Here is a 25,473-nt window from a genome sequence, read left to right as displayed (position 1 = left end):
AAACAGTGCACATCCGTACACTGCGCCACCTTTTGTCCCGGTGGGGCCTGTAAATGCTGTTTTTGTTCCGTATGTCATTGATGGGCCTGCACTTTATTGTGGCAGGTGTGCTGGGTGTGATTCTCGGCCTGTGCCGGCCATTCAATCCGGACAACAGTCGTCTGTGCGCACGCCTGTACGCATGGCCGGCCATGTGTATTTTGCGTTTGCGGGTGAAGGCCGACGTCGGGCCGTTGATGGATAAACCGGACAGCTGCGTGATCATCGCCAATCACCAGTCCAACTACGACCTGTTTGTGTTTGGCAACGTGGTGCCCCGCCGTACCGTGTGCATCGGCAAAAAGAGCCTGAAATGGGTGCCGCTGTTCGGGCAGCTGTTCTGGCTGGCCGGCAATGTGCTGATCGACCGCGGCAATGCGCACAAGGCGCGCAACTCGATGTTGACCACTACCCACACCCTGCAAAACAAAGACACCTCGATCTGGGTTTTCCCGGAAGGCACGCGCAACCTGGGTGAGGACTTGCTGCCCTTCAAGAAAGGCGCCTTTCAGATGGCCATTGCCGCCGGGGTGCCGATCGTGCCGGTGTGTGTCAGCAGTTACGTCAAACACATGCGATTGAACCGCTGGCGCAGCGGGAAAATTCTGATTCGCTCATTGCCGGCGATTCCCACCGCCGGATTGAGCCTGGACGACATGCCCATGCTGATTGCCCAGTGCCGCGAGCAGATGCGTGAATGCATCGAATCGATGGACCGGCAACTGCTGGCCGCCTGAAAAAAGAAAACCCGCCTTATGCGGGTTTTCTTTTGCCTGCGCGTCTTTACCTGTGAACCCGGCAGATTTAACTGACTCTCAAACACTGCGGGGCTAAGCTGTTCGACACTGCCATTGCATTTGTTGCCACCTGAAAGCTGCCAAAAGAAGTGAATCACCATCATGGGTAGAGTTGTTGCTTCAGCGGTTTATAGCGCCGGTAAGAGAGTCACCAATATCACCCTCGACGAAGGCGCAGCCTGGGCGGCAAAGCCAGGACACTTTGTCTGGATCGGCCTCGAGGAGCCGAACGCCGAGGAACTCTACAATCTGCAACGCCAGTTCAACCTGCACGAACTGGCCATTGAAGACGCCCTGGAAAAACACAGCCGGCCGAAGCTGGAAACCTTCGGCGATGCGCTGTTCATCGTGACCTATTCGCCCATCCGCCATGAAGGCAAACTCGAGTTCATCGAGACGCATATCTTTGCCGGCAATGGCTACATCATTACTGCGCGCAACGGTCACTCGGCGTCCTACGCCCATGTCCGACAACGCTGTGAGGCGCGTCCGCTATTGCTTGAGCACGGGGAAGATTTCGTACTCTATGCCATCCTCGATTTCGTGATCGAAAACTACCAGCCGATGGGCGAAGCGATCCATACCGAGATTGATGAGCTGGAACGCAACGTGTTATGCGGCGTGTTGAATGACTACGACATCCAGAAGCTGCATGGCTTGCGTCGTGATGTCTTGCGCTTGCGTCGTTATGTGGCCCCGATGATCGAGATAGGAGAGGAATTGCAAAGGCTGAGCTTCCCGTTTATCGATAAAAACATGCGCCCATACTTCCGCGATGTGCAGATCCATGTAACGCGGCAAATGGAAGACCTGACGACCCTGGCGGATATTGCCAGCCAGACGATTGAGGTCGGGGTGCTGTTGGAGGCCTCTCGACAGAGTGTGGTGCAACGCAAGTTTGCGGCCTGGGCGGCGATTCTGGCCTTCCCGACGGCGGTGGCGGGTATTTATGGAATGAATTTCCAGAACATGCCGGAGTTGAGCTGGCAATTCGGGTATTTCGGAGTGCTGGGGTTTATTACGGTGGGTTGTTTGGGGTTGTGGGCGAGTTTCAAGAAGTCGGGGTGGCTTTAGATCCCAGGCGAGTGCTTCGCACTCGATCGCGAGCAAGCTCGCTCCCACAATGGATCTTCGGTGTTGCAGAGATCAATGTGGGAGCGAGCCTGCTCGCGATGCTTTTAGTTTCAATCAGCTGCTGGCTTGTGCGCCACAAACCGCATCATCCACTCGGCAACCGTGGCGCCGTGATGTTCCTGCGCAAGGCTCGCGATACCTTTGGAGTAGACCTGCTCACCCAGTGCCTGCTGGCGAATCTCCAACAGGGCACGGGAGTAGTCGTGGATGAATTCCGGATGCCCCTGGAAGCACAGCACCTGATCGTTGATGTGGTAGGCGGCATACGGGCAGAAATCGCTGGAAGCAATGACCGTGGCGTTCTCCGGCAGCGACGTGACCTGATCCTGGTGGCTGATCAGCAACGTCAATTCTTCGCGCACCGGACTCATCCATGGCGCCTTGGCGGCCATCTTGTACTTGTGCGTGCCGACACCCCAGCCTTGGGTTGCACGCTCGCTCTTGCCACCCAGCAGCAGTGCCAGCAACTGATGACCGAAGCAGACACCCAGCAACTTGTCGCCGCGCTCGTAGCGGGTCAGCAGATATTTCTTGAGGGTTTCGATCCACGGGTCGGTGCCAAAGGAATCGGCCTTGCTGCCCGTCACCAGGTAGGCGTCGAATGTCAGGTCGTCGCTTGGGTATTCACCCTGCACCACGTTGTAGACCGTGAACTCGGCGGCAATCGGCTGCTGCGAAAACAGGTGTTTGAACATCTGCCCGTAGCCCTGATATTGGTCAACCAATTCCGGACGCAGGTGGTCGGTTTCCAGAATGCAGATGCGTAACGACATAAAAAATACCTGACACGTGATGGGAATAATGCACACCCCAGAGCCTGCCTTGAAACACCGTGACAAGGCAAGCCCCGAAATGCGTCATCGCGCCCTTAGAAGATCTCCCCTTTCGCCGCTTTTTCCAGCAACAGTGCAGGCGGCGCGAACCGCTCTCCATATTGCTTGGTCAGGTACTGGGCACGGGCGACAAAGTCCTGCACGCCGTACTGGTTGATGAACTGCAGCGCACCACCGGTCCATGGGGCGAACCCGATACCGAAGATCGAGCCAACGTTGGCATCCGCCGTCGAGGTCAACACGCCCTCCTCCACACAGCGCACTGTTTCGATGGCTTGCACGAACAGCAGGCGATCACGCACATCCTTCGGCGAAATCTGCCCGTCGGTTTTCTCGAAGCGCGCCTTCAACTCCGGCCACAGGTGTTTCTGGCCGCCCACCGGATACTCGTAGAAACCTCCACCGGCAGCCTTGCCCGGGCGCTTGAACTCATTGAGCAGCACGTCAATCACGGCAAATGCTGGATGTTCTATCAGTGGTTTCCCTTCTGCTTGCAAGTCCTTGGCGGTTTGCAGGCGGATATGGCTCATCAGGCTGAGGGAAACTTCGTCAGAGATCGCCAGCGGTCCTACAGGCATGCCGGCTTTGCGCGCTTCAGTCTCTATCATCGCCGCGTTGATGCCTTCACCCAGCATGGCGATGCCTTCGTTGGTGAAGGTGCCGAACACCCTTGAGGTGAAGAAACCGCGGCTGTCATTGACCACAATCGGGGTTTTCCTGATTTGCAGGACGTAATCGAAGCCACGGGCCAGGGTTTCGTCACTGGTGTTGGCGCCCTTGATGATTTCCACCAGCGGCATTTTCTCCACGGGGCTGAAAAAATGCAGGCCGATGAACTTGCTCTGATCGGGCACGGCGCACGCCAGGCCGCTGATCGGCAAGGTCGAGGTGTTGGAAGCGATAACCGCATCCGCGCCGACGACCTTCTGCGCCGCCAACGAAACCTTGGCCTTCAAATCCCGATCCTCGAACACGGCCTCGATGATCAGGTCACAACCGGCCAGGTCGGCATCGCTTTCGGTGGTTTGAATGCGGGACAGAACGGTGTCACGTTGCTCGATGCTCATTTGTCCGCGAGCGACTTTCTTGTCCAGCAGCGCCGCCGAATGCGCCTTGCCCTTCTCTGCCGCAGCGCGGTTGATGTCCTTGAGCACCACTTCGATACCGGCCGATGCGCTGACAAACGCAATCCCGGCGCCCATCATCCCGGCGCCGAGCACGCCGACTTTGCGGGTGACATAGGGTTCAAAACCTTGAGGCCGCGAGCCGCCGGCATTGATTTCGTTGAGCTGGAACCAGAACGTGCCAATCAGGTTTTTCGAGACCTGTCCGGTGGTCAGTTCAGTGAAATAGCGGGTTTCGATAAGGTGCGCCGTGTCGAAATCCACCTGGGCGCCCTCGACCGCCGCACAGAGGATTTTCTCCGGCGCGGGCATCGTGCCCTGGGTTTTGCTGCGCAGGATCGACGGCGCAATCGCCAGCATCTGGGCGACTTTAGGGCTTGACGGTGTACCGCCCGGAATCTGGTAGCCCTTCACATCCCAGCGTTGTACCGCCGTCGGGTTGGCGAGAATCCACGCCTTCGCCTTGGACATCAACTCTTCGGAATTCGCTGCCAGTTCATCGATCAACCCTGCCTGCAATGCCTGTTGCGACCGCACCCGCTTGCCTTCGAGCAGATACGGCAGGGCCTTTTCCAGGCCGAGCATACGCACCATGCGCACCACGCCACCGCCGCCCGGCAGCAGGCCGAGGGTGACTTCCGGCAGGCCGAGTTGCACCGATGGATTGTCCAGTGCCACGCGATAATGACAGGCCAGGCAGATTTCCCAGCCGCCGCCGAGTGCCGCGCCGTTGATCGCCGCGACCACCGGTTTACCGAGGGTTTCCAGGGTGCGCAACTGCCCCTTGAGGGTCAGCACCATGTCGTAGAAGGCTTTGGCTTCGGGCTTGCCGACCTTGATCAGTTCATTGAGGTCGCCGCCAGCGAAGAAAGTCTTCTTGGCCGAGGTGATGATCACACCGGCGATGCTGTCCTTGTCGGCCACCAGGCGTGCAACGCAGTCAGCCATGGCTTCGCGGTACACCGCGTTCATGGTGTTGGCGCTCTGGCCCGGTATGTCGATGGTCAGGACCACGATCTGGTCCTGGCCTTTTTCGTAACGAATGGCTTCGCTCATAACTGGGTTCCTTGAAGTCCGGGCTCAGAGGCGTTCGATGATGGTGGCAATGCCCATGCCGCCGCCGACACACAGGGTCGCGAGGCCATAACGCAGGCGTCGGGCTTCCAGTTCATCGAGCAGCGTGCCGAGAATCGCGCAGCCAGTGGCACCCAGCGGGTGGCCCATGGCGATGGAACCACCGTTGACATTGACCTTGTCCGGTTCGACGGCCATGTCCTTGATGAATTTCAACACCACGGACGCGAACGCCTCGTTGACCTCGAACAGATCGATGTCTTCGACCCGCAGCCCGGCCTTGGCCAGCGCCTTGCGGGTCGCCGGCGCGGGGCCGGTGAGCATGATGGTCGGGTCGGTGCTGGTGACCGCGGCGGCGACAATCCGCGCCCGGGGCTGCAAGCCCAGCGCCCGGCCCTTGGCTTCGGAGCCGATGAGCATCAGCGCCGCGCCGTCGACGATTCCGGAACTGTTGCCCGGGGTGTGGACGTGGTTGATCCGCTCGACGTGGCTGTAGACCCGCAGTGCGGTGGCATCGAAGCCCATCTGCCCCATCATCTCGAAACTTGGCTTGAGCTTGCCCAGGCCTTCCAGGGTCGATTCGGCGCGGATGAACTCATCGTGATCGAGCAGGATGATGCCGTTCTGGTCCTGCACCGGCACCAGAGACTTGTTGAACGAGCCGTCGGCTCGCGCACGCGCAGCCTTTTGCTGGGAATGCAGCGCGTAGGCATCGACGTCCTGACGGCTGAAGCCTTCAAGGGTGGCGATCAGGTCGGCGCCCACCCCCTGTGGCGTGAAGTGGCTGTGCAGGTTGGTCGCCGGGTCCAGCGCCCAGGCCCCGCCATCGCTGCCCATCGGCACCCGCGACATCGACTCGACACCGCCGACCACCACCAGGTCTTCGAAGCCGGAGCGCACTTTCATTGCGCCGAGGTTGACCGCCTCCAGCCCGGAAGCGCAGAAGCGGTTGATCTGCACCCCCGCCACACTGACATCCCAATCGGCCACCTGAACAGCAGTTTTGGCGATGTCAGAGCCTTGATCGCCAACCGGCGTCACGCAGCCGAGCACCACGTCATCGACCTGGCTGGTGTCCAGCGCCATGCGCTGTTGCAGTGCGGTGAGCAAACCGGCAACCAGATTCACCGGTTTGACACTGTGCAAGGCGCCGTCGGCCTTGCCTTTACCACGGGGCGTGCGTAACGCGTCGAAAATCAATGCTTGGGTCATGACGTCCTCGAACCACAGTGCAGGTGGGTAAATACCGAGCGCTCACTCTTGGCCCGAGCCGCGATTGATTCAATGACCTTAGCGCTCACAGACGTTGACGCTCACGCTCAGACGGACGGTAGTCAGCTACCGGATTAACCGATTCAAGACACCAAGCTGTCTAGCCAACGGGCGCCAAAGAAGCTGGCAATAGGCCTCATACCTTTTTTAAAGCGAATAGTAACAACTCCATATGAAATGGATCTAAACCAAGCGCAGCGCGGGCTCTAAGGTTCACTTGTACGAAGTTGTCGTCGGGTTTTGCCGAGACGCTCGTCACTACAGGAAGTGCAACGCGCTGCCAACATGGAGATATGCAGGCAGGCATCAGGAAATAACAAAAAAGGCGGTCAAGCCATGTTCAAACAATCGAAAGTACGTCAAGCCGGGCTCATCCTTTTCGCCACCACGCTGTTGTTGATATTGCCGAACCTGACCAAGGTGATCGGCTAGTCGCGTCTAAAAGATTCGGCACCACAGTTTTTGAATTGCCACTATCAAAATGTGACTGGCCCGCTACCCGGGCCAGCGTGGCTGTGCCAATCTTTGCGGCACTTGCACGACATGGACGGCGATCACTTGAAAATGCTCATTCTGCTCGGGGCCATGCTGTTCGGCTCGCCCCTGTATGCCGCACAGCTGAACCTGGAGCTGGGCGCGAACAGTCGCACCTGGCAGACCGAGCAATTGCTCAAGCATCCTCAGGTTCAAACCATCAACATCAGCAACGACGTCTCCTACAAGCGGGACATGAGTTACCGCGCCGTGCCATTGTCCGCGCTGCTGAACGGCATCAAGCCTGAGGACCACCTGCAAGCCGTGGCCCTGGATGGCTTTGCCGCCGAAATGGCCGCGGCGCCTCTGCTCAATACCCAGGGTGCACAGGCGTGGCTGGCAATTGAAGACCCGGCCAAGCCCTGGCCACCGCTATCGGAAGGCAAGCCGGGCGCCGGACCGTTCTATCTGGTCTGGAGCAACCCGCAGGCCGGCAACATCAGCCCCGAACAATGGCCGTTCCAAGTGGCGAGCATCAAACGCCTGGCGCCCGTGGCCGAGCGCTTCCCTGCCCTGCTGCCCGATCCGGCGTTGAAGGCGGATGATCCGGTGAACAAGGGCTTTGCGTTGTTCCAGAAGAATTGCCTGGCCTGCCATCGACTCAACGGCGCCGGGGACGCGCAATTCGGGCCGGACCTGAATATTCCGTACAACCCGACCGAGTACTTCGGCGCGGACTTCCTCAAGCGCTACATTCGCGATCCACAGAGTTTGCGCCAGTGGCCGCAGGCGAAGATGCCCGGGTTCTCGGCCGAGGTGTTACCGGATGGGGATCTGCAAATGCTGGTGGGGTATTTGCAGCATATGGTCGGGCGCAAGGTGAAGCCGTGATGCATTTACCTGTAGGAGCGAGCCTGCTCGCGATAGCGGTGTGTCAGCCAGCGAAGTATTGACTGACATGACGCCATCGCGAGCAGGCTCGCTCCTACAGGGTTCGGCGGTGTTTCCGTTACTGCTGTTGTACCGAGATCACTGGCGCGGGCGTCGGTGAAACCAGCACCTTGGCGTGCATCTGCTCACACCCGCCGCCCCGGCGCATCCCGCGCACCGGACAGGCATCCAGGTAATCCAGGCCCACCGCCAGTTTCAGGTGGCGTTCCGGCCGGGCCAGTTCATTGGTCACGTCGAAGCTGTACCAGGCGTCGTCCAGCCAGGCTTCGGCCCAGGCGTGGCTGGCCAGGTGTTCGCTGTTTTCGCTGTACAGATAGCCCGACACATAACGCGCAGGAATGCCCAGGCTGCGGGTGCAGGCGAGAAACGCGTGGGTGTGGTCCTGACACACGCCGGAGCGCCCGGCAAAGGCCTTGGCCGCGCTGGTGTCGACTTCCGTGGAGCCCGGCGTGTAGGTCATATGCTGGTTGAGGCCATGCATCAGATCGATCAGCGCCGTGCGATCGCGGCGTTGCTTGCATGCCTTCTCGGCGAACGCCCGCAGGGCGGCGTCGGCTTCGGTCAAACGGGTGAAGCGCAGAAACGGCAGCGCCGACTGGCTCTCGTGTTCGGCCTCACGCATTTCGTCGATATCGACCTGGCCACGGGCACCGATGATGATCGCTTCGTGCGGTTCGTCCATGGTCAGCACATGCAGGATGTTACCGAACGGATCGAGTTGCGCGCGCACCGGGCGCGGCAGGTCAAGTTGCCAGCTGAGCACGTGCTGACGCTCGCTGTCGTGGGGCGTCAGTCGCAGGTACTGGATGCTCGCCCGCACCTTGTCTTCGTAGTGATAGGTGGTCTCGTGGCTAATGGAAAGTCTCATGCGGCCTCCAGATAAGAACTGTGAATCGCGTTACCCAACTGGCGCACCAGCGGGATGAACTCGGTCAGCCAGGCGTGCAGGCCTTCGTCAAGAATCTCGGTGATGCCGGTGTAGCGCAGGCGTGCGTCCATTTCTGCCGCCAGGCGTTGTGCGGGGCGACCGTTGGCCCCCGGCAATTGCGCGAGGATCTGGTCGATCTCTTCGGTGCAGGCGCGCAGGGATCGCGGCACATCGGCCCGCAGCAACAGCAACTCGGCGACATGCCGGGCGCCGGGGGCGTCGCGGTAGATTTCCGTGTAGGCCTCGAACGACGACAACGCCCGCAGCAACGCGCTCCATTGGTAATACGCGTGAGCTGTGCCATCGCTGACCGCTTCGGCCTGATCGCCAGCCATTTCGTAGCGGGCATCGAGCAGACGCAAGGTGTTGTCCGCCCGTTCGATAAAGGTCCCCAGACGAATGAAGCGAAACGCATCGTTACGCATGATGGTGCCGTAGGACGCGCCCCGGAACAGGTGGGAACGTTCCTTGATCCACTCGCAGAAACGGCTCATGCCGTAGCGACCGAGCCCCTGTTCAGCGATGCCGCGAATTTCCAGCCAGGTGGCGTTGATGTTTTCCCACATGTCGGCGGTGATGCGCCCACGCACCGCATGAGCACTGGCCCGTGCGGCACCGAGGCAGCTGTAGATGCTCGCCGGGTTGGCCGCATCCAGAGCGAAGAAATGCAGCAACCGTTCGGCATGCAGTTCGCCATGGCGCTCCAGGTAATCGTCCAGGGTGCCGGTGATCAACAGCGGCATGGCCAGTTCGTGCAAACCGTCGCCACGACCGTCTTGCGGCATCAGCGACAGCGAATAGCTGATGTCGAGCATCCGTGCGAGGTTTTCCGCCCGCTCCAGGTAACGCGACATCCAATACAAATCCGAGGCAGTTCTACTTAACATGACAGGCTTCCTTTAATCCTCGACCACCCAGGTGTCCTTGGTTCCGCCGCCCTGGGAGGAATTGACCACCAGGGAGCCTTCGCGCAGGGCGACGCGGGTCAAACCGCCGGGCACGACCCGGGTTTCGCGGCCCGACAGGACAAACGGCCGCAAGTCGATGTGGCGCGGCGCGATGCCGCTTTCGACAAAGGTCGGACAGGTCGACAGCGACAGCGTCGGTTGTGCGATATACGCATGGGGTTTGGCGATGATCCGCGCGCGGAAGGCTTCGATTTCCGCCGCCGTCGCTGCCGGCCCCACCAGCATTCCGTACCCGCCGGAGCCTTGGGTTTCCTTGACCACCAGTTCTGGAAGATTGGCCAGCACGTGGGAAAGCTCAGACGGATTACGGCATTGCCAGGTCGGCACGTTCTTCAGGATCGGTTCTTCGTCCAGGTAGAAACGGATCATGTCGGTAACGAACGGATACACCGACTTGTCATCCGCCACCCCCGTGCCGATGGCATTGGCCAGCACCACGTTGCCGGAACGGTAGGACGACAGCAGTCCCGGCACGCCGAGCATCGATTCCGGGTTGAACGCCAGCGGATCGAGGAAGGCGTCGTCAAGGCGACGATAAATCACGTCGACCGCTTTCGGCCCGTCGGTGGTGCGCATGTAGACCTTGTCGTCACGCACGAACAGGTCCGCGCCCTCCACCAGTTCCACACCCATTTCCCGCGCGAGAAACGCATGTTCGAAGAACGCGCTGTTGAAGCGGCCGGGTGTCAGCACCACCACGCTTGGATTGTCGATGGGACTTGAGCTTTTCAGGGTATCGAGCAGCAGGTTCGGGTAGTGGTCGATGGGAGCGATGCGTTGTGCCGCGAACAGCTCGGGGAACAGCCGCATCATCATCTTGCGGTCTTCGAGCATGTAACTGACGCCGCTCGGTGTACGCAGATTGTCTTCGAGCACGTAGTAGGTGCCGTCGCCGTCGCGCACCAGGTCGACGCCGGAGATGTGCGAATAGATATCGCGGTGCAAATCCAGGCCCTGCATCGCCAACTGGTACTGCTCGTTGGCCAGCACCTGCTCGGCCGGAATGATGCCGGCCTTGATGATGCGCTGCTCGTGGTAGAGGTCGGCGAGGAACATGTTCAACGCCTTGACCCGCTGGATGCAGCCGCGCTCGACGACCCGCCATTCACTGGCGGGGATACTGCGGGGAATGGTGTCGAAGGGAATCAGGCGCTCTGTCCCCTGCTCATCACCGTAGAGCGTGAAGGTTATCCCGGCGCGATGAAACAACAGATCGGCCTCGCGTCGCCGTTGTGCCAGAAGCTCGTCAGGCGTCTCGGCCAGCCAACGGGCAAACTCCCGATAATGCGGGCGGACCTGGCCGCCGGCATCGTACATCTCATCAAAATAGTTGCGGATCATGCCGTACTCCTTGTCACTCGGACGTCCAGACCTTCGCAAGGCCCGTGCCATCGGCATAAACGCTTAGATTTCAATCGGTTGGATAATCAAGACGCACGCACCGCACCAATCCTGTGCGACAAATGCCCCAACCTGATTGCCCCCGCTTCATTGCAAGGCGCTGTGATCGCCTATCACCAGCATAGTCTGTAGGAGCCAGCTTGCTGGCGAAGGGGCCCATGAGTCATGTGTCGCTCTTCGGGGACGCCTTCACTGGCAAGTCGGATCGCCGCACCGCAGCTCCTACGGGGTCGTGTTCAATATCCTGTCGGCGAAAACGAAAACGGCCAACCCGAAGGTCAGCCGTCAATGCTGGTTGTCACTGCTCATAAGGTTATGCGAGTCGCCCTCGTACCTCCTGTTTCACACCCCAGCCTTCGATGATGCCGCCCAACGGCTCGACCACCGCTTCGAAACCCTGTTCGAAATCGCCGATGTCGTCGTAGGTGGCATACATGACTTTGCACAACTCCAGCGCCCAGGCGCCATCGTCACGCACACTGACTTGCGCATTCAGGGATTCACCACGGTGGAAATGACCTGCCGCCCTGCGTGCCCGCTCCTCATCCGGGAAAATGGCGTAGAACTCGATGGGATGAAACCGTGAAAAGTCAAAACCGCCTTCTTTCATGCGGCGCAGAACGCTGCTGCTGATGTCTTCTTGATAGGCTGTGCTCATGAAACGTCCTCCTCAATACGATGGATAGACTTTCCGTACTCCCTCACCCGCAACCGAACAGCGCGAGCGACGGCAACCGATGTGCCGGCGGGAAACAAGCATGGAGCTGACAAGACCAGACCTTAGCGATCCGTTCGCTGATCTCGCTTGCAGAGTAGCCTCAAGATAGAGCCTCTGCCAAGGCCTGGATGTGAATGCGGGAGGTGTCGCTCAGACTGGGGTAATGCCGAGGATTTGAATGCTGTTCTGGGATTTGAGCTCTTTGACGCTCGCGTCACTGGTCCGCCCTTCCAGATCGTTCAGATCCAGTTCGGCGGCGACAGGAAGAAGCCGGGCCTTGATGAGCCTGGCGGCACGCTCGTAGTCCGGGCGCTCGGGGCACTCAAAGACTTCGTTGATGGTTTCGCCATGATCATCCATGAAAGTGACTTTCCACTTTTGCATTGGTGCCTCCTTGATGAAACCCATGCATGGGTTTACCCCTATCTCGACCTTGTTAGCCGGCTGATTGTTCCGCCTTGTTCCGCTGCATTTCAATGTGGGAGCGAGCCTGCTCGCTCCCACAGGTTTGGTGCGTGGACTGAAAGATCAGTCGTTGCTTGGCTTGTTCACTGCCTGCAACACGTATTGCGGCAGGGCGAAGGCGCCGATGTGGATTTCAGGATTGTAGTAGCGGGTGATGATGCCGCTGCCCGTGAAGCGCTGTTGCAGGGTTTCGCGGGACAACTTGCGATAAGCGGTATTGGTCGCGCCCCAGGCGAAGGTCATCGAGCCACCGATGTAGGTCGGCACGGCGGCCTGGTAGAAGTGCCAGTCCGGGAACAGGCTGCGCAAGCGACCGGCGGTGGTCTTCACTTCTTCGATCTGCATGAACGGCGTGCCGTTCTGCGTCACCAGGATGCCGCCTTCGTTCAAGCAGCGGTGACAGGCCTGGTAGAAGTTTTCCGAGAACAGCACTTCACCCGGACCGATCGGGTCGGTGGAGTCGGAAATGATCACGTCGAACTTTTCAGTGGTGGTGGCGACGAAACGCATGCCGTCGTCGATCACCAGGTTCAGGCGTGGATCATCGAATGCACCCTTGGAGTGGTTCGGCAGGAATTCCTTGCACATGTCGACCACGGTGCCGTCGATCTCGACCATGGTGATGTGCTCGACACTGCGGTGCTTGGCCACTTCACGCAACATGCCGCCATCGCCGCCGCCAATGATCAGCACGCGCTTGGCGGCGCCATGGGCGAAGATCGGCACGTGGGTGAGCATTTCGTGGTAGATGAACTCGTCGGCTTCGGTGGTCTGGATCACGCCGTCCAGTGCCATCACCCGGCCCATGCGCGGGTTCTCGAAGATCACCAGGTGCTGGTGTTCGGTGCGCACTTCGTGCAGCAGTTTTTCCATGCGAAAACGCTGGCCGTAGCCTTCGTAGAGGGTTTCCAGGTAGTCGCTGGTCGGGGTGATGCTCATGGGAAGTGCTCCGATGAATGCGGGTGGCAACGGACGGTTACCCGCCCATGATGGCCAATCGAGCGTCTCGATTGACCGGGAAAGGCGCGCATTCTACGTCGCGGAACATGACAGGTCGAACCTCACTTGTTCGACTTGCCATAATCCTGTGGGAGCGGGCTTGGTCCGGACGGCGATCCGACGATGGGATCACCGCGGTGCATCTGACAGTCCGAGGCGTCTGCATCGCGGGCAAGCCACGCTCCCACAGGTTCAGTGTCGCCTGTTCAGAATTTGACGTTGCCCCGTGGCCCGGCGATGGCCCAGATGATCAGTCCCAGCACTGGCAATAGCGCGATCAACAGCACCCAGAGGATTTTCATCCCGGTCTCGGCGCTACTTTTGAAAACGTTGATGATGGCCCAGATGTCCAGGGCAAAAATGATCAAGGCAACCAGGCTGTTGAACGTGGAACCCATGGTGTCGCTCCCAAAGAGTGATTTGCCCTCTCAGGATAGACGGTCGTCGCGAGGGTTCCTTTTTATTGACAGTGTTTGGCTATCAGACGTGGATCGCCACTTTCAGGGCTTCCAGGGATGGCGCGGCTGCGATACCGGCTTCAGTGCACAATTCCAGCACCCGTGGCACGTCATTGCCGTAGACCAGCACCACCTGCAACTCGTCATCGAGCAACTGGCTGAAGTTCATCAGCGTGTAGCCGCCGTTTTCCTTGTTCAGGCTGCTCATCTGCACCTGGATGCGATTGAGCGCGGTCAGGGCTTCGGTCTTGGCCAGTTGCTTGGGCTTGAGATTGAATTCCACCCCCGGGCCGAACGACGCGACGATTTGCGCGAACAGATCCATGTAGGTGTCAGCCTGGAACAGCACCGTTTCCGGCAGGCTGCCGACCACCACCCACTCACCCAACGGGATCGGGAAGCTGTCGTCGTAGTTGATGTCCGGATTGGCAGTCAGAAAAGCCTGCGGATCGGCGTAGGCCTGGGCTGCTTCGTCCGCGATCTTGAGAATTTCGTCTTCGCCCATGCACCCGGAGCTGATTTTGCTGATGAGTTCGACGAGTGCAGCTTTCATGGGGCGGATCCTGTAGCGAGGGGAGTATTGAGGGCGCGAAGGATAGCGCAAGGATGGATTCGAATGCCCAAAAAAGATCGCAGCCTTCGGCAGCTCCTACAGGTATACGCCACTCAATGTAGGAGCTGCCGAAGGCTGCGATCTTTTAAAGCAATCAGCCAATCAGCTTCTCAAGCTGAGCAACCGTATCGGAAGCCCCCATGGTCTTGGCCGCTTCCAGCGCGGTGATGCCATTGGCGTCCTTGGCTTTCGGGTCGGCACCCTTGCTGATCAGGTAATCGACCACTTCGACGCGGTTGAACATCGCCGCCATCATCAGTGCCGTCCGGCCATCGAAGGACGAACCTTCAACCTGCGCGCCACCTTCGACCAATGCCTTGATCACCGCCAGGTCGCCTTTGAAAGCGGCGCCGGCAATCGGGCTCTGGCCGTTGTCGTTGCGGATCTCCGGATCGGCCTTGTGCTCGAGCAGGACTTTTACCGTGTCCACATGACCGTGATAAGCGGCCAGCATCAGCAAGGTATCGCCCTTGTGATTACGCAGGTTCGGCGGCAAACCCTTGGTCAGCAGCGCGGCCATCATCGCCGCATCGCCCTCCCGTGCCTTGTTGAATACCTGTTCGGTGAATTCGGCGGCTTCTTCGGGGGTCATCTGGCGGCTTTTGTCTGACATTGGGCACTCCCTTTTCTGTCATTCGTAAAAGCCGACAGTTTCCCGAGCGGCCCCGGCACTGTCACTTGTTTTTTCTCATGGGCCGCCATAGCCAGATTCAATAGCGGTACTTGCCGCCGTGGATGTCAGACAACAACTGCTGCGTGACCTGTACGTAAGTCCGGGTCCCCGGCAGCCAGGCATAGATCGGGTCATCTCCGGTTTTATCCGGGTCAAAGCCCTCGTCCTTGAGTCGGGTCTTCTGATACTTGAAAGTCCCGGTGGTTTCCATTTTCACTTTCACCCGCAGGAACAGCGGCACCGCATAGGCCGGCATTTGCTCGCGAGCGAACGCCAGCAGTTCACTGAAGTCCAGGGTTGCCAGGGATTCGGCCGGGGTAATCGCCGCCATCCCGGCCCGGCCATTGGTGTTGCGGATTTCCACGCCATAGGCCACGGCTTCGGAAACAAGCGGGTGTTGCAGGAGGATGTTTTCGACCTCCGTGGTCGAGACGTTTTCGCCCTTCCAGCGGTAGGTGTCGCCCAGGCGGTCGACAAACTGCGCATGCCCAAAGCCGATGTTGCGCAACAGGTCGCCGGTGTTGAAGTAGCGGTCGCCCTTTTCGAACACATCCTGAAGCACGACCTTGGCGGTTTTCTGCGGATCGGTGTAGCCGTCCAGGGGCGCCTTGTCGTCGATTTTTGCCAGCAACAACCCCTGCTCACCCTTGGCGACCTTGCGCATCAGGCCGTTGGCCTGACGAATCGGCGCGCCGCTGTCGTGGTCGTAAGCGACCAACTCCCAGCGCATCAGGGAAAAACCGATGGTGTTGTCGAAGTTAAGAATATTGGTGAAGCCGATATTGCCGTCACTGGCGGCGTACAGCTCGCAGATGTGATTCACCGCAAAGCGGGTCTTGAACTCGTTCCAGGCACCGGGACGCAAGCCGTTGCCGATCATTTTCTTCACATCGTGCCGGCTGTCGTCGGCGCAGGGCGGTTGATCGACCAGGTAGCGGCACAGTTCGCCGACATAACCGATGGTTGTCGCCCGGTACTTGCGCGCATCGTTCCAGAACTGACTGGCGCTGAATTTGCGGCGGATGGCGAACCCACTGGCACCACTGACGGCCGACCCCCAGCACACGCAAAGGCCCGTGGCGTGGTACAGCGGCAAGGTGCAATAGACGACATCGTCGGGGCGCATGTCCAGGGCGATCATGCCGAAGCTCGCAGAGCTGCGCATCCAGCGTCCGTGCTTGAACACGCCAGCCTTGGGCAGCCCAGTGGTACCCGAGGTGTAGATATAAAAACAGGGATCGTCGAAGAAAATCTGCTGGCTGCTGGGCGGGTTGTCGCTGGCATCGTCGAGACTGGCGGTCATCAGGTTGACGAAACCTTCAGGCGCGATACCCGGTTGGCGAGAGGTGTCCTGATCGGCGACGAACCAGGTCCGGTCAGCCTTGATCGACACCCGATCACGTACCGCCAGGTACGCGGGGACCAACTCCTCACCGACAATGATCGCCACCGGCGCCACCAGATTCACACTGTGCACCAGGGTGTCGCGGGTCTGCGAGGTATTGAGCAGCGCACTGATCGCGCCGACCTTGGCCACCGCAAGAATCGTCACCAGCAGTTCCGGACGGTTCTCGATAAAGACCGCCACCACATCACCCTTGCCGATGCCTTGGCCGATCAGGTGATGGGCAATGCGGTTGGCCCATTGGTTGGCCTCGGAGTAACTGAGCGTTACGTCGCCTTGCAACAGCGCCGGGCCATCCGGGTTGCGCAACGCAGCTTGCTCGAAACTCCAGCCTAAACCACACGCTTGGGTCGGGTCCTTGACGTTGGCGGCCTTCATCCCCTTCACCACCCGGGGGATGGCTTTGGCGATGGAAGGCAACTTGCGGAGCATCATGCCCCAGGTAATCGTGTCGTTCGACATACGGCTCATGATTGCTCCCGTTCGATCTTTTTTTATTGTCGGGTGGCGATGACTGAGCCCGAAAATACGTCAACGGTTCTTGAGCTGTACACGCGGTTTTTGAAATGTTTTGTATCTGCGATCTTGATCCGCGATCTTGATCCGCAATAGCGCTGCGCGAAGATGATCCCGTGCGCGCCAATTGGTTCCATCGAGTCGCCGACGTACCTGCAAAATGCAGGATGCACGATGGCCATTCATGCAGATTGCACGAAAGCGAAAATCACTCAAAACCGTAACATGTTGATTTTACTTAATATTGTTCAGCTGAAATGAATGGCACAAAGACTGCAACAGTCTCTCCATGCTTGCCATTCAAGTCATCATGGAGCTGAACGACATGAGCCTTATCCAGGAAAAATTTTCGTCCTTGTTCTCCAACTTCGCAGTCACTACCCAGGACCGCCCTGATGGCGGGATTCTGCTGACCTTGCGCAGCGCCGACGGCAGAGAATTCATACGCTCGATCTCCTACCAGCAATTGCACAATGGTGATCAACTGTCCTGGGTCATCAGCGCGATTCGCCGTGACCTCGCCGAACAAGCCAGTGAGCTGCCGGCTCGCGATTGCAATCTGTCATTCAACATTGACGTTGACTGACACTCCGCAATCGCGAGCAGGCTCGCTCCTACAAGTGGTGTAGTGCTTAGAAGGCAGCAGGATTTATCCGCGCAAAGCTGTCCACAGTGACATGCCCCGCCAGTTCGCCGCCTTCGCGGGCCAGTCCGCAAGTAGCCATCCCCGCCGTGCGCGCCGCGTCGAGCTCTTCGACGATGTCCGACAGAAACAGAATCTGCCCTGCCTCAAGGTTGATCGCCTGGGTGATGTTGGCGTAAGACTGCGCCTCGCGCTTGGGCCCTGAAGTGGTATCGAAGTAACCACTGAACAACGGCGTCAGATCCCCCGCCTCGGAGCAGCCGAAGATAAGCTTCTGCGCCTGGATCGAACCGGACGAATAAACAAAAAGTTGAAAGCCTTCCTGATGCCAGCGCTTGAGCGCTTCAACGGCGTCCGGGTACACGTGCCCCTTCAACTGCCCGGCCAGATAGCCCTGCGCCCAGACCATGCCCTGCAACGCTTTCAACGGCGTGGCCTTGCGGTCTTCGGCAATCCAGCCCAGCAGGATCTCGACAACGCGTTCGACATCGGCGTCCGGCTCATTGCTGTCTCGGCGCACGGCGTCCAACTGTGCCGCCACGTCTACACGCCCGGCGTGCTCACGAACGAAGTCCGGCAGATGCTTCGCCGCGTAAGGAAACAGCACGTCGAACACAAAACTCACCGCGCTGGTGGTGCCTTCGATGTCGGTGAGAATCGCTTTGATCGGCATCGACTCAGTCCTCCAGGCGCGGGAATTGGCTGGCGATGTCTTCGCCGGTGAAGTTGGCCACCCAGCCTTCCGGGTTGTTGAACAGACGGATCGCAATGAAATGCGGGTGCTCGCCCATGTCGAACCAGTGTTTGGTGCCCGCCGGCACCGAGATCAGGTCGTTTTTCTCGCAGAGCACTGCGTAGACGTAATCGTCGATGTGCAGGGTAAACAGGCCACGGCCGGCGACGAAAAATCGTACTTCATCTTCGCCATGGCGGTGTTCGTTGAGGAACTTGGCACGCAATTCGGCTTTTTGCGGGTGGTCGCTGTTGAGGCTGATCACGTCAACGGTGATGTAACCGCGTTCGGTCATCAGCTTGTCGATTTGCTCTTGATAGGCGGCGATCACTTCATCCTGGCTGGCGCCCGGCTGGAGTTTTGTGGCGGCCTGCCAGCGGTCGAAACGCACGCCCTGCTCAGCCAGGGTCGAGGCGATGTCTTCGAAATGGGTCAGCACCTTGTTGGGGATTTCAGGGCTGGAGACGTGATAAACGGACAGGCTGCTCATCAGGGCAACTCCTTAACGGTTCATGCTTTAAAGTTCAGGAGCGAGCGCATCTTCAACTCGCACTCGAACAAAAATTCAAAGGCCTCGATCTGCCGCAGGGCATCGCTCATGCGCGCGCCCCAGGTGTAGAGGCCGTGCCCGCGGATCAGGTAGCCGACGCAATCGGGATGGGCGTCAAGCCAAGGCTGCACCTTGGCGGCCAGGCGCGCAATATCCTGATCGTTGTCGAAAATCGGCACCCGCACCCGGGATTCGTGGGTGGTCACACCGCTGAAGGCTTTTTGCAGTTCGTAGTCTTCGAACTCGATGAAGTCTTGCGACGTCAGGCGCGACAGCACGGTGGCATTCACCGAATGGGTGTGCAACACCGCACCGATCTCCGGACGCCAGCTGTAGAGCTGGGTGTGCAACAGGGTTTCGGCGGACGGTTTCTTGCCCGGTTCCAGGCTGTTGCCTGACAGGTCAGTGGCCAGCACATCGTCCATGCCGAGTTGCCCCTTGTGCTTGCCGGACACGGTCAGCAAGGCTTCGGTCGGCGACAGGCGGGTCGAATAATTGCTGCTGGTGGCCGGCGACCAGCCGCGGCCGTACAGAAAACGCCCGGCGTCGATGATTTCCTGGGCGAGGTGTTCACGGGTAAGGCTCATGGCCTGTCCTCTTGCATACGTGTGGCAATGATAACGGCAGCCGCGACGGCTGCGAGACTGGCAATACTAAAGGTCCATGCCGCACCGAGGGCGTTCCAGCTGTAACCGGAATACAACGCGCCCAATGCACCACCGGTGCCGGCCAGGGCGGCATACAGTGCCTGGCCCTGACCTTGCTGGCGCGCACCGAAGCTACGTTGCACGAATGAAATGGCAGCGGCGTGAAAGCTGCCGAATGTCGCCGCGTGCAACACCTGGGCGAACAACAGCACCCACAAAAATTCGGCCAACGAGCCGAGCAGTAACCAGCGTAGCGCCGCCAGCAGAAAACTCGCCATCAGCACCCGGCGCAGGGAAAAACGCGCGAAGATCCGACTCATGGCCAGAAACATCAGGACTTCGGCGACCACGCCGACCGCCCAGAGCATGCCGATCACGCCACGGCTGTACCCCAGGTGCTCAAGATGCAAGGTCAAGAACGTGTAATACGGTCCGTGACTCATCTGCATCAGCGCCACACAGGCGTAAAAGGCCAACACGCCGGGGCTGCGCAATTGCTTGAGAAATCCTTCCCCCGTCACCCGGTTGCCCGGCGCCGGTTGGGCATTGGGCACCCACAGGCTACTGAGTACGATGCCGGCCATGATCAGCACCAGCGCCGCCGGGTAGATGTCCAGGCTCAGCCATTCGAACAGCCGACCCAGCGCGACCACGGTGATGATGAAACCGATCGAGCCCCACAGGCGAATCTGGCTGTAGCGCGAGGTCTGGCCCTGCAAATGCGCCAGGGTGATGACTTCGAACTGCGGCAGCACCGCGTGCCAGAAGAACGCGTGCAAGGCCATGACCATTGCCAGCCAGGCGTAGGTCTTGCTGACGAAAATCAGCGAGAACGTCAGCAGCGTGCACACCGCGCCGAAACGCACGATGGCCAGCCGCCGACCGCTGTAGTCGCCCAGCCAGCCCCAGATGTTCGGCGCCACGCAGCGCATCAGCATCGGGATCGCCACCAGTTCACCGATGCGCGCGGCACTGAATCCGAGGTGATCGAAGTACAGCGCCAGAAACGGCGCTGTCGAACCGAGCAAGGCGAAATAGAACAGATAGAAACTGGAGAGCCGCCAGTACGGGAGCGCCGCAGTCGCCATCAGACGGCTGCGACCATGAGGTCAGCCATTTACAGCTGACCCAGCACCGGCGTGCTCACACGCACATCGGCGTTCTGCCCACGGTGACGCAGCAGGTGATCCATCAGCACGATGGCCATCATCGCCTCGGCAATCGGCGTGGCGCGGATGCCGACGCACGGGTCGTGACGGCCCTTGGTGATCACTTCCACCGGGTTGCCATGGATGTCGATGGAACGGCCCGGCGTGGTGATGCTCGACGTCGGCTTAAGCGCCAGGTGCGCAACGATTGGCTGACCGGAGGAAATACCGCCGAGAATGCCGCCCGCGTTGTTGCTGAGGAAACCTTGCGGGGTCATTTCATCGCGATGCTCGGTGCCACGCTGGGCGACGCTGGCGAAACCGGCGCCGATTTCCACACCCTTGACCGCGTTGATGCTCATCAGCGCATGGGCCAGTTCGGCGTCGAGACGGTCGAAGATCGGTTCGCCCAGGCCCGGCATCACGCCTTCGGCGACCACGGTAATCTTTGCGCCGACCGAATCCTGGTCTCGGCGCAACTGGTCCATGTAGGCTTCCAGTTCCGGCACTTTGTCCGGGTCCGGACTGAAAAAGGCGTTCTGCTCCACTGAATCCCAGGTCTTGAACGGGATTTCAATCGGCCCCAGCTGGCTCATGTAGCCGCGAATGACGATGCCCTGGCTGGCCAGGTATTTTTTCGCAATCGCACCGGCCGCAACGCGCATTGCGGTTTCACGGGCCGAGCTGCGACCGCCGCCGCGGTAGTCGCGCTCGCCGTACTTGTGATGGTAGGTGTAGTCGGCGTGGGCCGGGCGGAACAGATCCTTGATCGCCGAGTAGTCCTTGGACTTCTGGTCGGTGTTGCGGATCAACAAGCCGATGGCGCAACCGGTGGTGCGACCTTCGAACACGCCGGAGAGGATTTCGACTTCGTCGGCTTCCTGGCGCTGGGTGGTGTGGCGGCTGGTGCCGGGTTTGCGGCGGTCCAGGTCACGCTGCAGATCCTCCAGGGATATCTCCAGGCCCGGCGGGCAGCCATCGACAATGGCGACCAACGCCGGACCATGGCTTTCGCCCGCGGTGGTGACAGTGAACAGCTTGCCGTAGGTATTGCCGGACATGCAGGACGCTCCGTGAAATGAACCTGAATACGTAATGCGCGCCAGTATACGCAGGCTACCCAAGTAGTTCATCCTCGAACCTTATGGGTGCCTGTGAGTCCAACCGGCATCTTCTGAATGATGGCGCGATGATGCTGCGAGTTCTTGCCTTGAGCCTTACCCTGATTTCCGGCTTTGCCCAGGCGACTGTCCTGCAACGACCGATCACATTGGATACCGGCACCGGCGAGCTTTTCGGCTCGCTGTTACTGCCAAAATCCGACAATCCAGTGCCGGTCGTCCTGATCATTTCCGGCTCCGGCCCTACGGATCGTGACGGAAACAACGCCGACGGCGGGCGCAATGACAGCCTCAAGCGCCTGGCCTGGGTGCTGGCCAAACACAACATTGCCAGCGTGCGTTACGACAAGCGTGGCGTGGCCGCGAGCCTGGCCGCCACGCCGGACGAACGCAATCTGACGGTGGAAGCCTATGTGGCCGACGCCGAAGCATGGGGTCAGAAGCTCAAGACCGATCCGCGTTTCGGCAAGCTGATCGTGCTGGGGCACAGCGAAGGCGCCTTGATCGCCAGCCTCGCGGCGCCAGGCATCGATGCCGACGCGGTGATTTCTGTCTCCGGCAGCGCCAGGCCGGTCGATCAGGTCATCCGCGAGCAACTGGGTAATCGTCTGCCTCCACCGCTGATGCTGCGCAGCAATGAATTGCTCGACAGCCTCAAGGCCGGGAAACCCGACGACAATGTGCCGCCTCCGTTGCAGGCGATTTTCCGTCCGAGCGTGCAGCCGTACCTGATTTCCCTGTTCCGCCAGGACCCGGCCGCGGCGTTTGCCAAGCTGAAAATGCCGGCGCTGATCATCCAGGGCAGCAACGACATCCAGGTCGGCGTCAATGACGCAAGGCTGCTCAAGGCCGCCAAACCGGACGCCGAACTGGCGCTGATCGAGGGTATGAACCACGTCATGCGCATCGTGCCCAACGACGTCAAACGCCAACTGGCCTCCTATAAAGACCCGCAGTTGCCCCTGGCGGCGGAACTGGGCACGCGAATCATCGGTTTTATTGACGGACTTCGCACCAGTTAACCTCCAGTCCTGAAAAAAACGGCCGATAAGCCTTTGTCGCCAGCACATTGCCTGGCGACAAGCTGAGCTTGGACAGGATCTCGCCGTTATGACCGACACCCAGACTTCACCCGACACCACCGCTGAAACTGACGCACCGCCGGCGGTCGAGCTGCCCTGGGCGGACGTCCACGTCGAGCACCACAAGATGCTCCGTCTGGCGCCGCTGCAGACTGACCGCAACACCGGCGGGCGCCCGTTGCGCTTTGTCGAATCAGGCTATGCCGAACGCAACGACAAGGAACGCAGCCTGATGCGCATGAGCATCACCCTGCCCGGCCAGCGTGTACGCAAGGAACAGAATCATCTGGACGTGTGGGTCGATCACGCCGAAAAGCGCGTGCATTTCGGCCCGGACAGCGGTTTGCAGGTTGAACCGCTGAACCGTGGCATTGGCCGCTACCTGGCGGCCCAGGGCATCAACTGGGCGAAGAAACGCTGGCCGACCTACACCGTCGACGGCTTTGACCTGAACAACAAGGATGCGCTGAACGAAGACACCCGCCTGCGCCGCGATCACTTTTTGCGTGTGCACGGTTTCGACGTGGTGTATGCCGATGCCCAACATTTGAAAGGCAGCGTCAAGCCGGTCAAGGTCGGCGACCTTTCTGGCGACTGGAACAGCGAAAAACTGCAGGTCGTGGAGATTCTCGAGGCGGCGCAGATGCTCCAGCAAGCCGAGCAGAACCTGGCCGAGCAAGAAGTCAAACTCAAGAAGCACGAAGAGAAAGTCAGCAAGTACAAGCGTGAAGACGCCGGGCTGCGTTTCACCATCACCTGTCTGGTGGCGTTCGCGGTGTTTCAGGCGGGGTTGTTGATCTGGATTGCCACGCACCGATAGTTGGCGGTGCGGCCATTCCTTGTAGGAGCGAGCCTGCTCGCGATGGACGTTAACGATGACGCGTGTTTTCTGGAAAAACGCGTCGCCCTTTAGCCCATCGCGAGCAGGCTCGCTCCTACAGGGGTTAAACGCGGGAAGCGAACAACGCCTGATGCTCCCGGCACTGCTGCGCGCTCAGCATGAACACACCATGGCCGCCACGCTCGAACTCCAGCCAGGCGAAGTCGACTTCCGGGTACAACGCCTCGACGTGCACCTGGCTGTTGCCCACCTCGACTATCAGCAAGCCCTTCTCGGTCAAATGATCCGCCGCTTCGGCGAGCATGCGCCGTACCAGGTTCAAACCGTCGTCACCGCAGGCCAGGCCCAGCTCCGGTTCGTGCTGGTATTCGTCCGGCATGTCAGCGAAATCTTCCGCATCGACGTAGGGCGGGTTCGACACGATCAGGTCGAAACGTTGTCCCGGCAAGCCCTCGAAACCGTCGCCCTGCACCGTGTACACACGCTCATCGACACCATGGCGCTCGATGTTCTGATTGGCCACTTCCAGCGCTTCGAACGACAGGTCCGCCAAAACCACCTCGGCATGCTGGAACTCGTAGGCGCAGGCGATACCGATGCAACCGGAACCGGTGCACAGGTCGAGAATTCGCGCCGGCTCGTTAGCCAGCCATGGAGTAAAACGATTTTCGATCAACTCGCCGATGGGTGAACGCGGGATCAACACACGCTCATCGACGATGAACGACATGCCACAGAACCAGGCCTCGCCCAGCAGATAAGCGGTAGGCACCCGATCTTCGATACGGCGTTTGAGCAAAAGCTGCAGGTGAACGACTTCCTCTTCTTCCAGATTGCAGTCGAGGTAGCTGTCGGCGATTTCCCACGGCAGGTGCAGCGCACCCAACACCAATTGCCGGGCTTCGTCCCAGGCATTGTCGGTGCCATGGCCGAAAAACAGATCCTCCCCATGGAAGCGGCTGACGGCCCAACGGATATGGTCACGCAGGGTGCGAAGGCGGGAAGTGATCACGACGGCAAACTCCAGAAAAATCGACGGGCGATTCTACCAGTCAAACGGCGTCACGACGACGCGGGAAAACTACCGATTCAAATGTAGGAGTTATCCGTTTTTTCGCCAGGCTATTGAACAAAACGCGACTATTGACAAGGCTACAGGCCAGCAACGACGGCATCTACGATCGTAGCGATTCACAGAACCGCTCAGCCAGAGGACAATGTCGCAAAAGCCCCACTCCAAGGAGCCCCAGAATGTCCGTTCCAAAAACGATGTTTCAACTCAGCGGCCGCGGTTATCCGGCAGCCAAACTGAGCCATGCGACCCTTATCATCATCGATGCCCAGAAAGAATATTTGAGCGGGCCACTGGCCCTCAGCGGCATGGATGAGGCCGTCGCGAACATCAAGCAATTGCTCGCCGCTGCCCGTGCCGCCGGCCGGCCGATCGTGCATGTCCGCCATCTCGGCACCCTCGGCGGAATGTTCAACCCGCAAGGCGTCGGTGGTGAATTCATTCCGGACCTGGAGCCACAGAGTGACGAGACCGTCATCGGTAAATTGCTGCCAAGCGCATTCCACGGCACCGAACTGGCCAAACGCCTGGAAGACCTCGGCGCCCTCGACTTGATCGTCTGCGGTTTCATGAGTCACTCCAGCGTCAGCACCACCGTGCGCGCAGCGAAGAACCTTGGCTTCCGCTGCACACTCATTGAAGATGCCTGCGCCACTCGCGATTTGCCTTACAAGGGCGGCGTGCTCAGCGCCGAACACGTTCATCAGACCGAAATGGCGATCATGGGGGACAACTTCGCCACCCTCGCGCTGACCCGTGAACTGATCTGATCGAGGCTCAATGAGCGGCCTGGA

26 protein-coding genes are annotated in these 25,473 nt (G+C 59.7%); 7 read left to right on the top strand and 19 right to left on the bottom strand.

The features are described from left to right. Window positions 1-53 precede the first annotated feature (53 nt). Both AC1DU9_RS10355 and AC1DU9_RS10350 read left to right on the top strand, forming a co-directional pair. Window positions 54-776 carry a lysophospholipid acyltransferase family protein gene (locus AC1DU9_RS10355; protein WP_477810093.1) on the top strand — a complete coding sequence of 241 codons (723 nt, stop codon included), beginning with the start codon at window positions 54-56 and terminating at the stop codon, window positions 774-776. A 162-nt stretch (window positions 777-938) separates the two neighbouring features. Continuing rightward, window positions 939-1,910: a magnesium and cobalt transport protein CorA gene (locus AC1DU9_RS10350; protein ID WP_477810092.1), complete on the top strand. Its 972-nt coding sequence runs from the start codon at window positions 939-941 to the stop codon at window positions 1,908-1,910. Between the two features lie 110 nt (window positions 1,911-2,020). Here the strand turns inward: AC1DU9_RS10350 and AC1DU9_RS10345 are convergent, their stop codons facing one another. The 3 genes from AC1DU9_RS10345 to AC1DU9_RS10335 form a co-directional block, all read right to left on the bottom strand. Continuing rightward, entirely contained in the window at window positions 2,021-2,743 is a 723-nt protein-coding gene (locus tag AC1DU9_RS10345) for an amidotransferase (protein WP_223462208.1), read from the bottom strand. Between the two features lie 95 nt (window positions 2,744-2,838). Further along, window positions 2,839-4,983: a 3-hydroxyacyl-CoA dehydrogenase NAD-binding domain-containing protein gene (locus AC1DU9_RS10340; RefSeq protein ID WP_223462207.1), complete on the bottom strand. Its 2,145-nt coding sequence runs from the start codon at window positions 4,981-4,983 to the stop codon at window positions 2,839-2,841. A 24-nt stretch (window positions 4,984-5,007) separates the two neighbouring features. Continuing rightward, window positions 5,008-6,213 (bottom strand): acetyl-CoA C-acetyltransferase, encoded by a 1,206-nt coding sequence (locus AC1DU9_RS10335; protein WP_477810091.1) that lies wholly within the window; start codon window positions 6,211-6,213, stop codon window positions 5,008-5,010. A gap of 603 nt (window positions 6,214-6,816) precedes the next feature. Between AC1DU9_RS10335 and AC1DU9_RS10330 the strand changes: the two genes are divergently transcribed. After that, a complete protein-coding gene (locus tag AC1DU9_RS10330) occupies window positions 6,817-7,638 on the top strand; it encodes a c-type cytochrome (RefSeq protein WP_477810090.1) in 822 nt (273 codons plus the stop codon). Window positions 7,639-7,756: 118 nt separating this feature from the next. Here AC1DU9_RS10330 and AC1DU9_RS10325 read toward each other — a convergent pair whose 3' ends face one another. From AC1DU9_RS10325 to AC1DU9_RS10280, 10 genes are all read right to left on the bottom strand, one after another. After that, window positions 7,757-8,566: a transglutaminase family protein gene (locus tag AC1DU9_RS10325; protein WP_223462204.1), complete on the bottom strand. Its 810-nt coding sequence runs from the start codon at window positions 8,564-8,566 to the stop codon at window positions 7,757-7,759. Continuing rightward, window positions 8,563-9,513 carry an alpha-E domain-containing protein gene (locus AC1DU9_RS10320; protein WP_223462203.1) on the bottom strand — a complete coding sequence of 317 codons (951 nt, stop codon included), beginning with the start codon at window positions 9,511-9,513 and terminating at the stop codon, window positions 8,563-8,565. Before AC1DU9_RS10320 ends, AC1DU9_RS10325 begins: the two co-directional genes overlap by 4 nt. Before the next feature lie 12 nt (window positions 9,514-9,525). Next, window positions 9,526-10,935 (bottom strand): circularly permuted type 2 ATP-grasp protein, encoded by a 1,410-nt coding sequence (locus tag AC1DU9_RS10315; protein ID WP_223462202.1) that lies wholly within the window; start codon window positions 10,933-10,935, stop codon window positions 9,526-9,528. A gap of 373 nt (window positions 10,936-11,308) precedes the next feature. Next, window positions 11,309-11,653 (bottom strand): ribonuclease E inhibitor RraB, encoded by a 345-nt coding sequence (locus tag AC1DU9_RS10310; RefSeq protein WP_108218961.1) that lies wholly within the window; start codon window positions 11,651-11,653, stop codon window positions 11,309-11,311. A 210-nt stretch (window positions 11,654-11,863) separates the two neighbouring features. Next, window positions 11,864-12,097: a hypothetical protein gene (locus AC1DU9_RS10305; RefSeq protein ID WP_477810089.1), complete on the bottom strand. Its 234-nt coding sequence runs from the start codon at window positions 12,095-12,097 to the stop codon at window positions 11,864-11,866. A gap of 144 nt (window positions 12,098-12,241) precedes the next feature. Beyond that, complete coding sequence (gene speE / locus AC1DU9_RS10300; RefSeq protein ID WP_477810088.1) at window positions 12,242-13,117, bottom strand: polyamine aminopropyltransferase; 876 nt, start codon at window positions 13,115-13,117, stop codon at window positions 12,242-12,244. Window positions 13,118-13,383: 266 nt separating this feature from the next. Then, entirely contained in the window at window positions 13,384-13,575 is a 192-nt protein-coding gene (locus AC1DU9_RS10295) for a PLD nuclease N-terminal domain-containing protein (RefSeq protein WP_007993066.1), read from the bottom strand. Window positions 13,576-13,657: 82 nt separating this feature from the next. Then, window positions 13,658-14,188, bottom strand: a complete 531-nt coding sequence (locus AC1DU9_RS10290; RefSeq protein WP_477810087.1) for a hypothetical protein — start codon at window positions 14,186-14,188, stop codon at window positions 13,658-13,660. 154 nt (window positions 14,189-14,342) lie between these two features. Next, window positions 14,343-14,861 (bottom strand): ankyrin repeat domain-containing protein, encoded by a 519-nt coding sequence (locus AC1DU9_RS10285; protein WP_223462198.1) that lies wholly within the window; start codon window positions 14,859-14,861, stop codon window positions 14,343-14,345. Window positions 14,862-14,958: 97 nt separating this feature from the next. After that, the gene (locus tag AC1DU9_RS10280; protein WP_223462197.1) at window positions 14,959-16,797 is read right to left on the bottom strand and encodes a long-chain-acyl-CoA synthetase; all 1,839 of its coding nucleotides are present in this window, start codon (window positions 16,795-16,797) and stop codon (window positions 14,959-14,961) included. Between the two features lie 370 nt (window positions 16,798-17,167). On the opposite strand from AC1DU9_RS10280, the gene AC1DU9_RS10275 reads away from it, so the two are divergent. Continuing rightward, window positions 17,168-17,428: a DUF3509 domain-containing protein gene (locus AC1DU9_RS10275; protein WP_477810104.1), complete on the top strand. Its 261-nt coding sequence runs from the start codon at window positions 17,168-17,170 to the stop codon at window positions 17,426-17,428. A gap of 46 nt (window positions 17,429-17,474) precedes the next feature. Here the strand turns inward: AC1DU9_RS10275 and mtnC are convergent, their stop codons facing one another. The 5 genes from mtnC to aroC are packed head-to-tail and all read right to left on the bottom strand — an operon-like array spanning window position 17,475 to window position 21,624. Continuing rightward, window positions 17,475-18,158, bottom strand: coding sequence for an acireductone synthase (gene mtnC, locus AC1DU9_RS10270; RefSeq protein ID WP_223462195.1), 684 nt, complete (start codon window positions 18,156-18,158; stop codon window positions 17,475-17,477). A gap of 4 nt (window positions 18,159-18,162) precedes the next feature. After that, complete coding sequence (locus AC1DU9_RS10265) at window positions 18,163-18,708, bottom strand: 1,2-dihydroxy-3-keto-5-methylthiopentene dioxygenase (protein WP_223462194.1); 546 nt, start codon at window positions 18,706-18,708, stop codon at window positions 18,163-18,165. A 20-nt stretch (window positions 18,709-18,728) separates the two neighbouring features. Continuing rightward, complete coding sequence (locus AC1DU9_RS10260) at window positions 18,729-19,355, bottom strand: methylthioribulose 1-phosphate dehydratase (protein WP_223462193.1); 627 nt, start codon at window positions 19,353-19,355, stop codon at window positions 18,729-18,731. Further along, window positions 19,352-20,503 carry an MFS transporter gene (locus AC1DU9_RS10255; protein WP_223462192.1) on the bottom strand — a complete coding sequence of 384 codons (1,152 nt, stop codon included), beginning with the start codon at window positions 20,501-20,503 and terminating at the stop codon, window positions 19,352-19,354. Before AC1DU9_RS10255 ends, AC1DU9_RS10260 begins: the two co-directional genes overlap by 4 nt. A gap of 29 nt (window positions 20,504-20,532) precedes the next feature. Then, window positions 20,533-21,624: a chorismate synthase gene (aroC, locus tag AC1DU9_RS10250; protein ID WP_085723208.1), complete on the bottom strand. Its 1,092-nt coding sequence runs from the start codon at window positions 21,622-21,624 to the stop codon at window positions 20,533-20,535. Between the two features lie 83 nt (window positions 21,625-21,707). On the opposite strand from aroC, the gene AC1DU9_RS10245 reads away from it, so the two are divergent. Continuing rightward, window positions 21,708-22,706, top strand: a complete 999-nt coding sequence (locus tag AC1DU9_RS10245; RefSeq protein ID WP_223462191.1) for an alpha/beta hydrolase — start codon at window positions 21,708-21,710, stop codon at window positions 22,704-22,706. 88 nt (window positions 22,707-22,794) lie between these two features. After that, window positions 22,795-23,586 carry a hypothetical protein gene (locus AC1DU9_RS10240; RefSeq protein ID WP_223462190.1) on the top strand — a complete coding sequence of 264 codons (792 nt, stop codon included), beginning with the start codon at window positions 22,795-22,797 and terminating at the stop codon, window positions 23,584-23,586. Between the two features lie 124 nt (window positions 23,587-23,710). On the opposite strand, the gene prmB is transcribed toward AC1DU9_RS10240, so the two are convergent. Further along, window positions 23,711-24,619, bottom strand: coding sequence for a 50S ribosomal protein L3 N(5)-glutamine methyltransferase (gene prmB / locus AC1DU9_RS10235; RefSeq protein ID WP_223462189.1), 909 nt, complete (start codon window positions 24,617-24,619; stop codon window positions 23,711-23,713). 239 nt (window positions 24,620-24,858) lie between these two features. Here prmB and AC1DU9_RS10230 point away from each other — a divergent pair, with 239 nt between their 5' ends. Next, window positions 24,859-25,449, top strand: coding sequence for a cysteine hydrolase family protein (locus AC1DU9_RS10230; RefSeq protein WP_223462188.1), 591 nt, complete (start codon window positions 24,859-24,861; stop codon window positions 25,447-25,449). The last annotated feature ends 24 nt before the right edge of the window (window positions 25,450-25,473 follow it).

It is taken from the genome of Pseudomonas sp. P4_C1, from assembly GCF_056402155.1.
The sequence above is the reverse complement of the archived record's forward strand: the minus strand, read 5'-3'. Positions and strand labels throughout refer to the sequence as shown.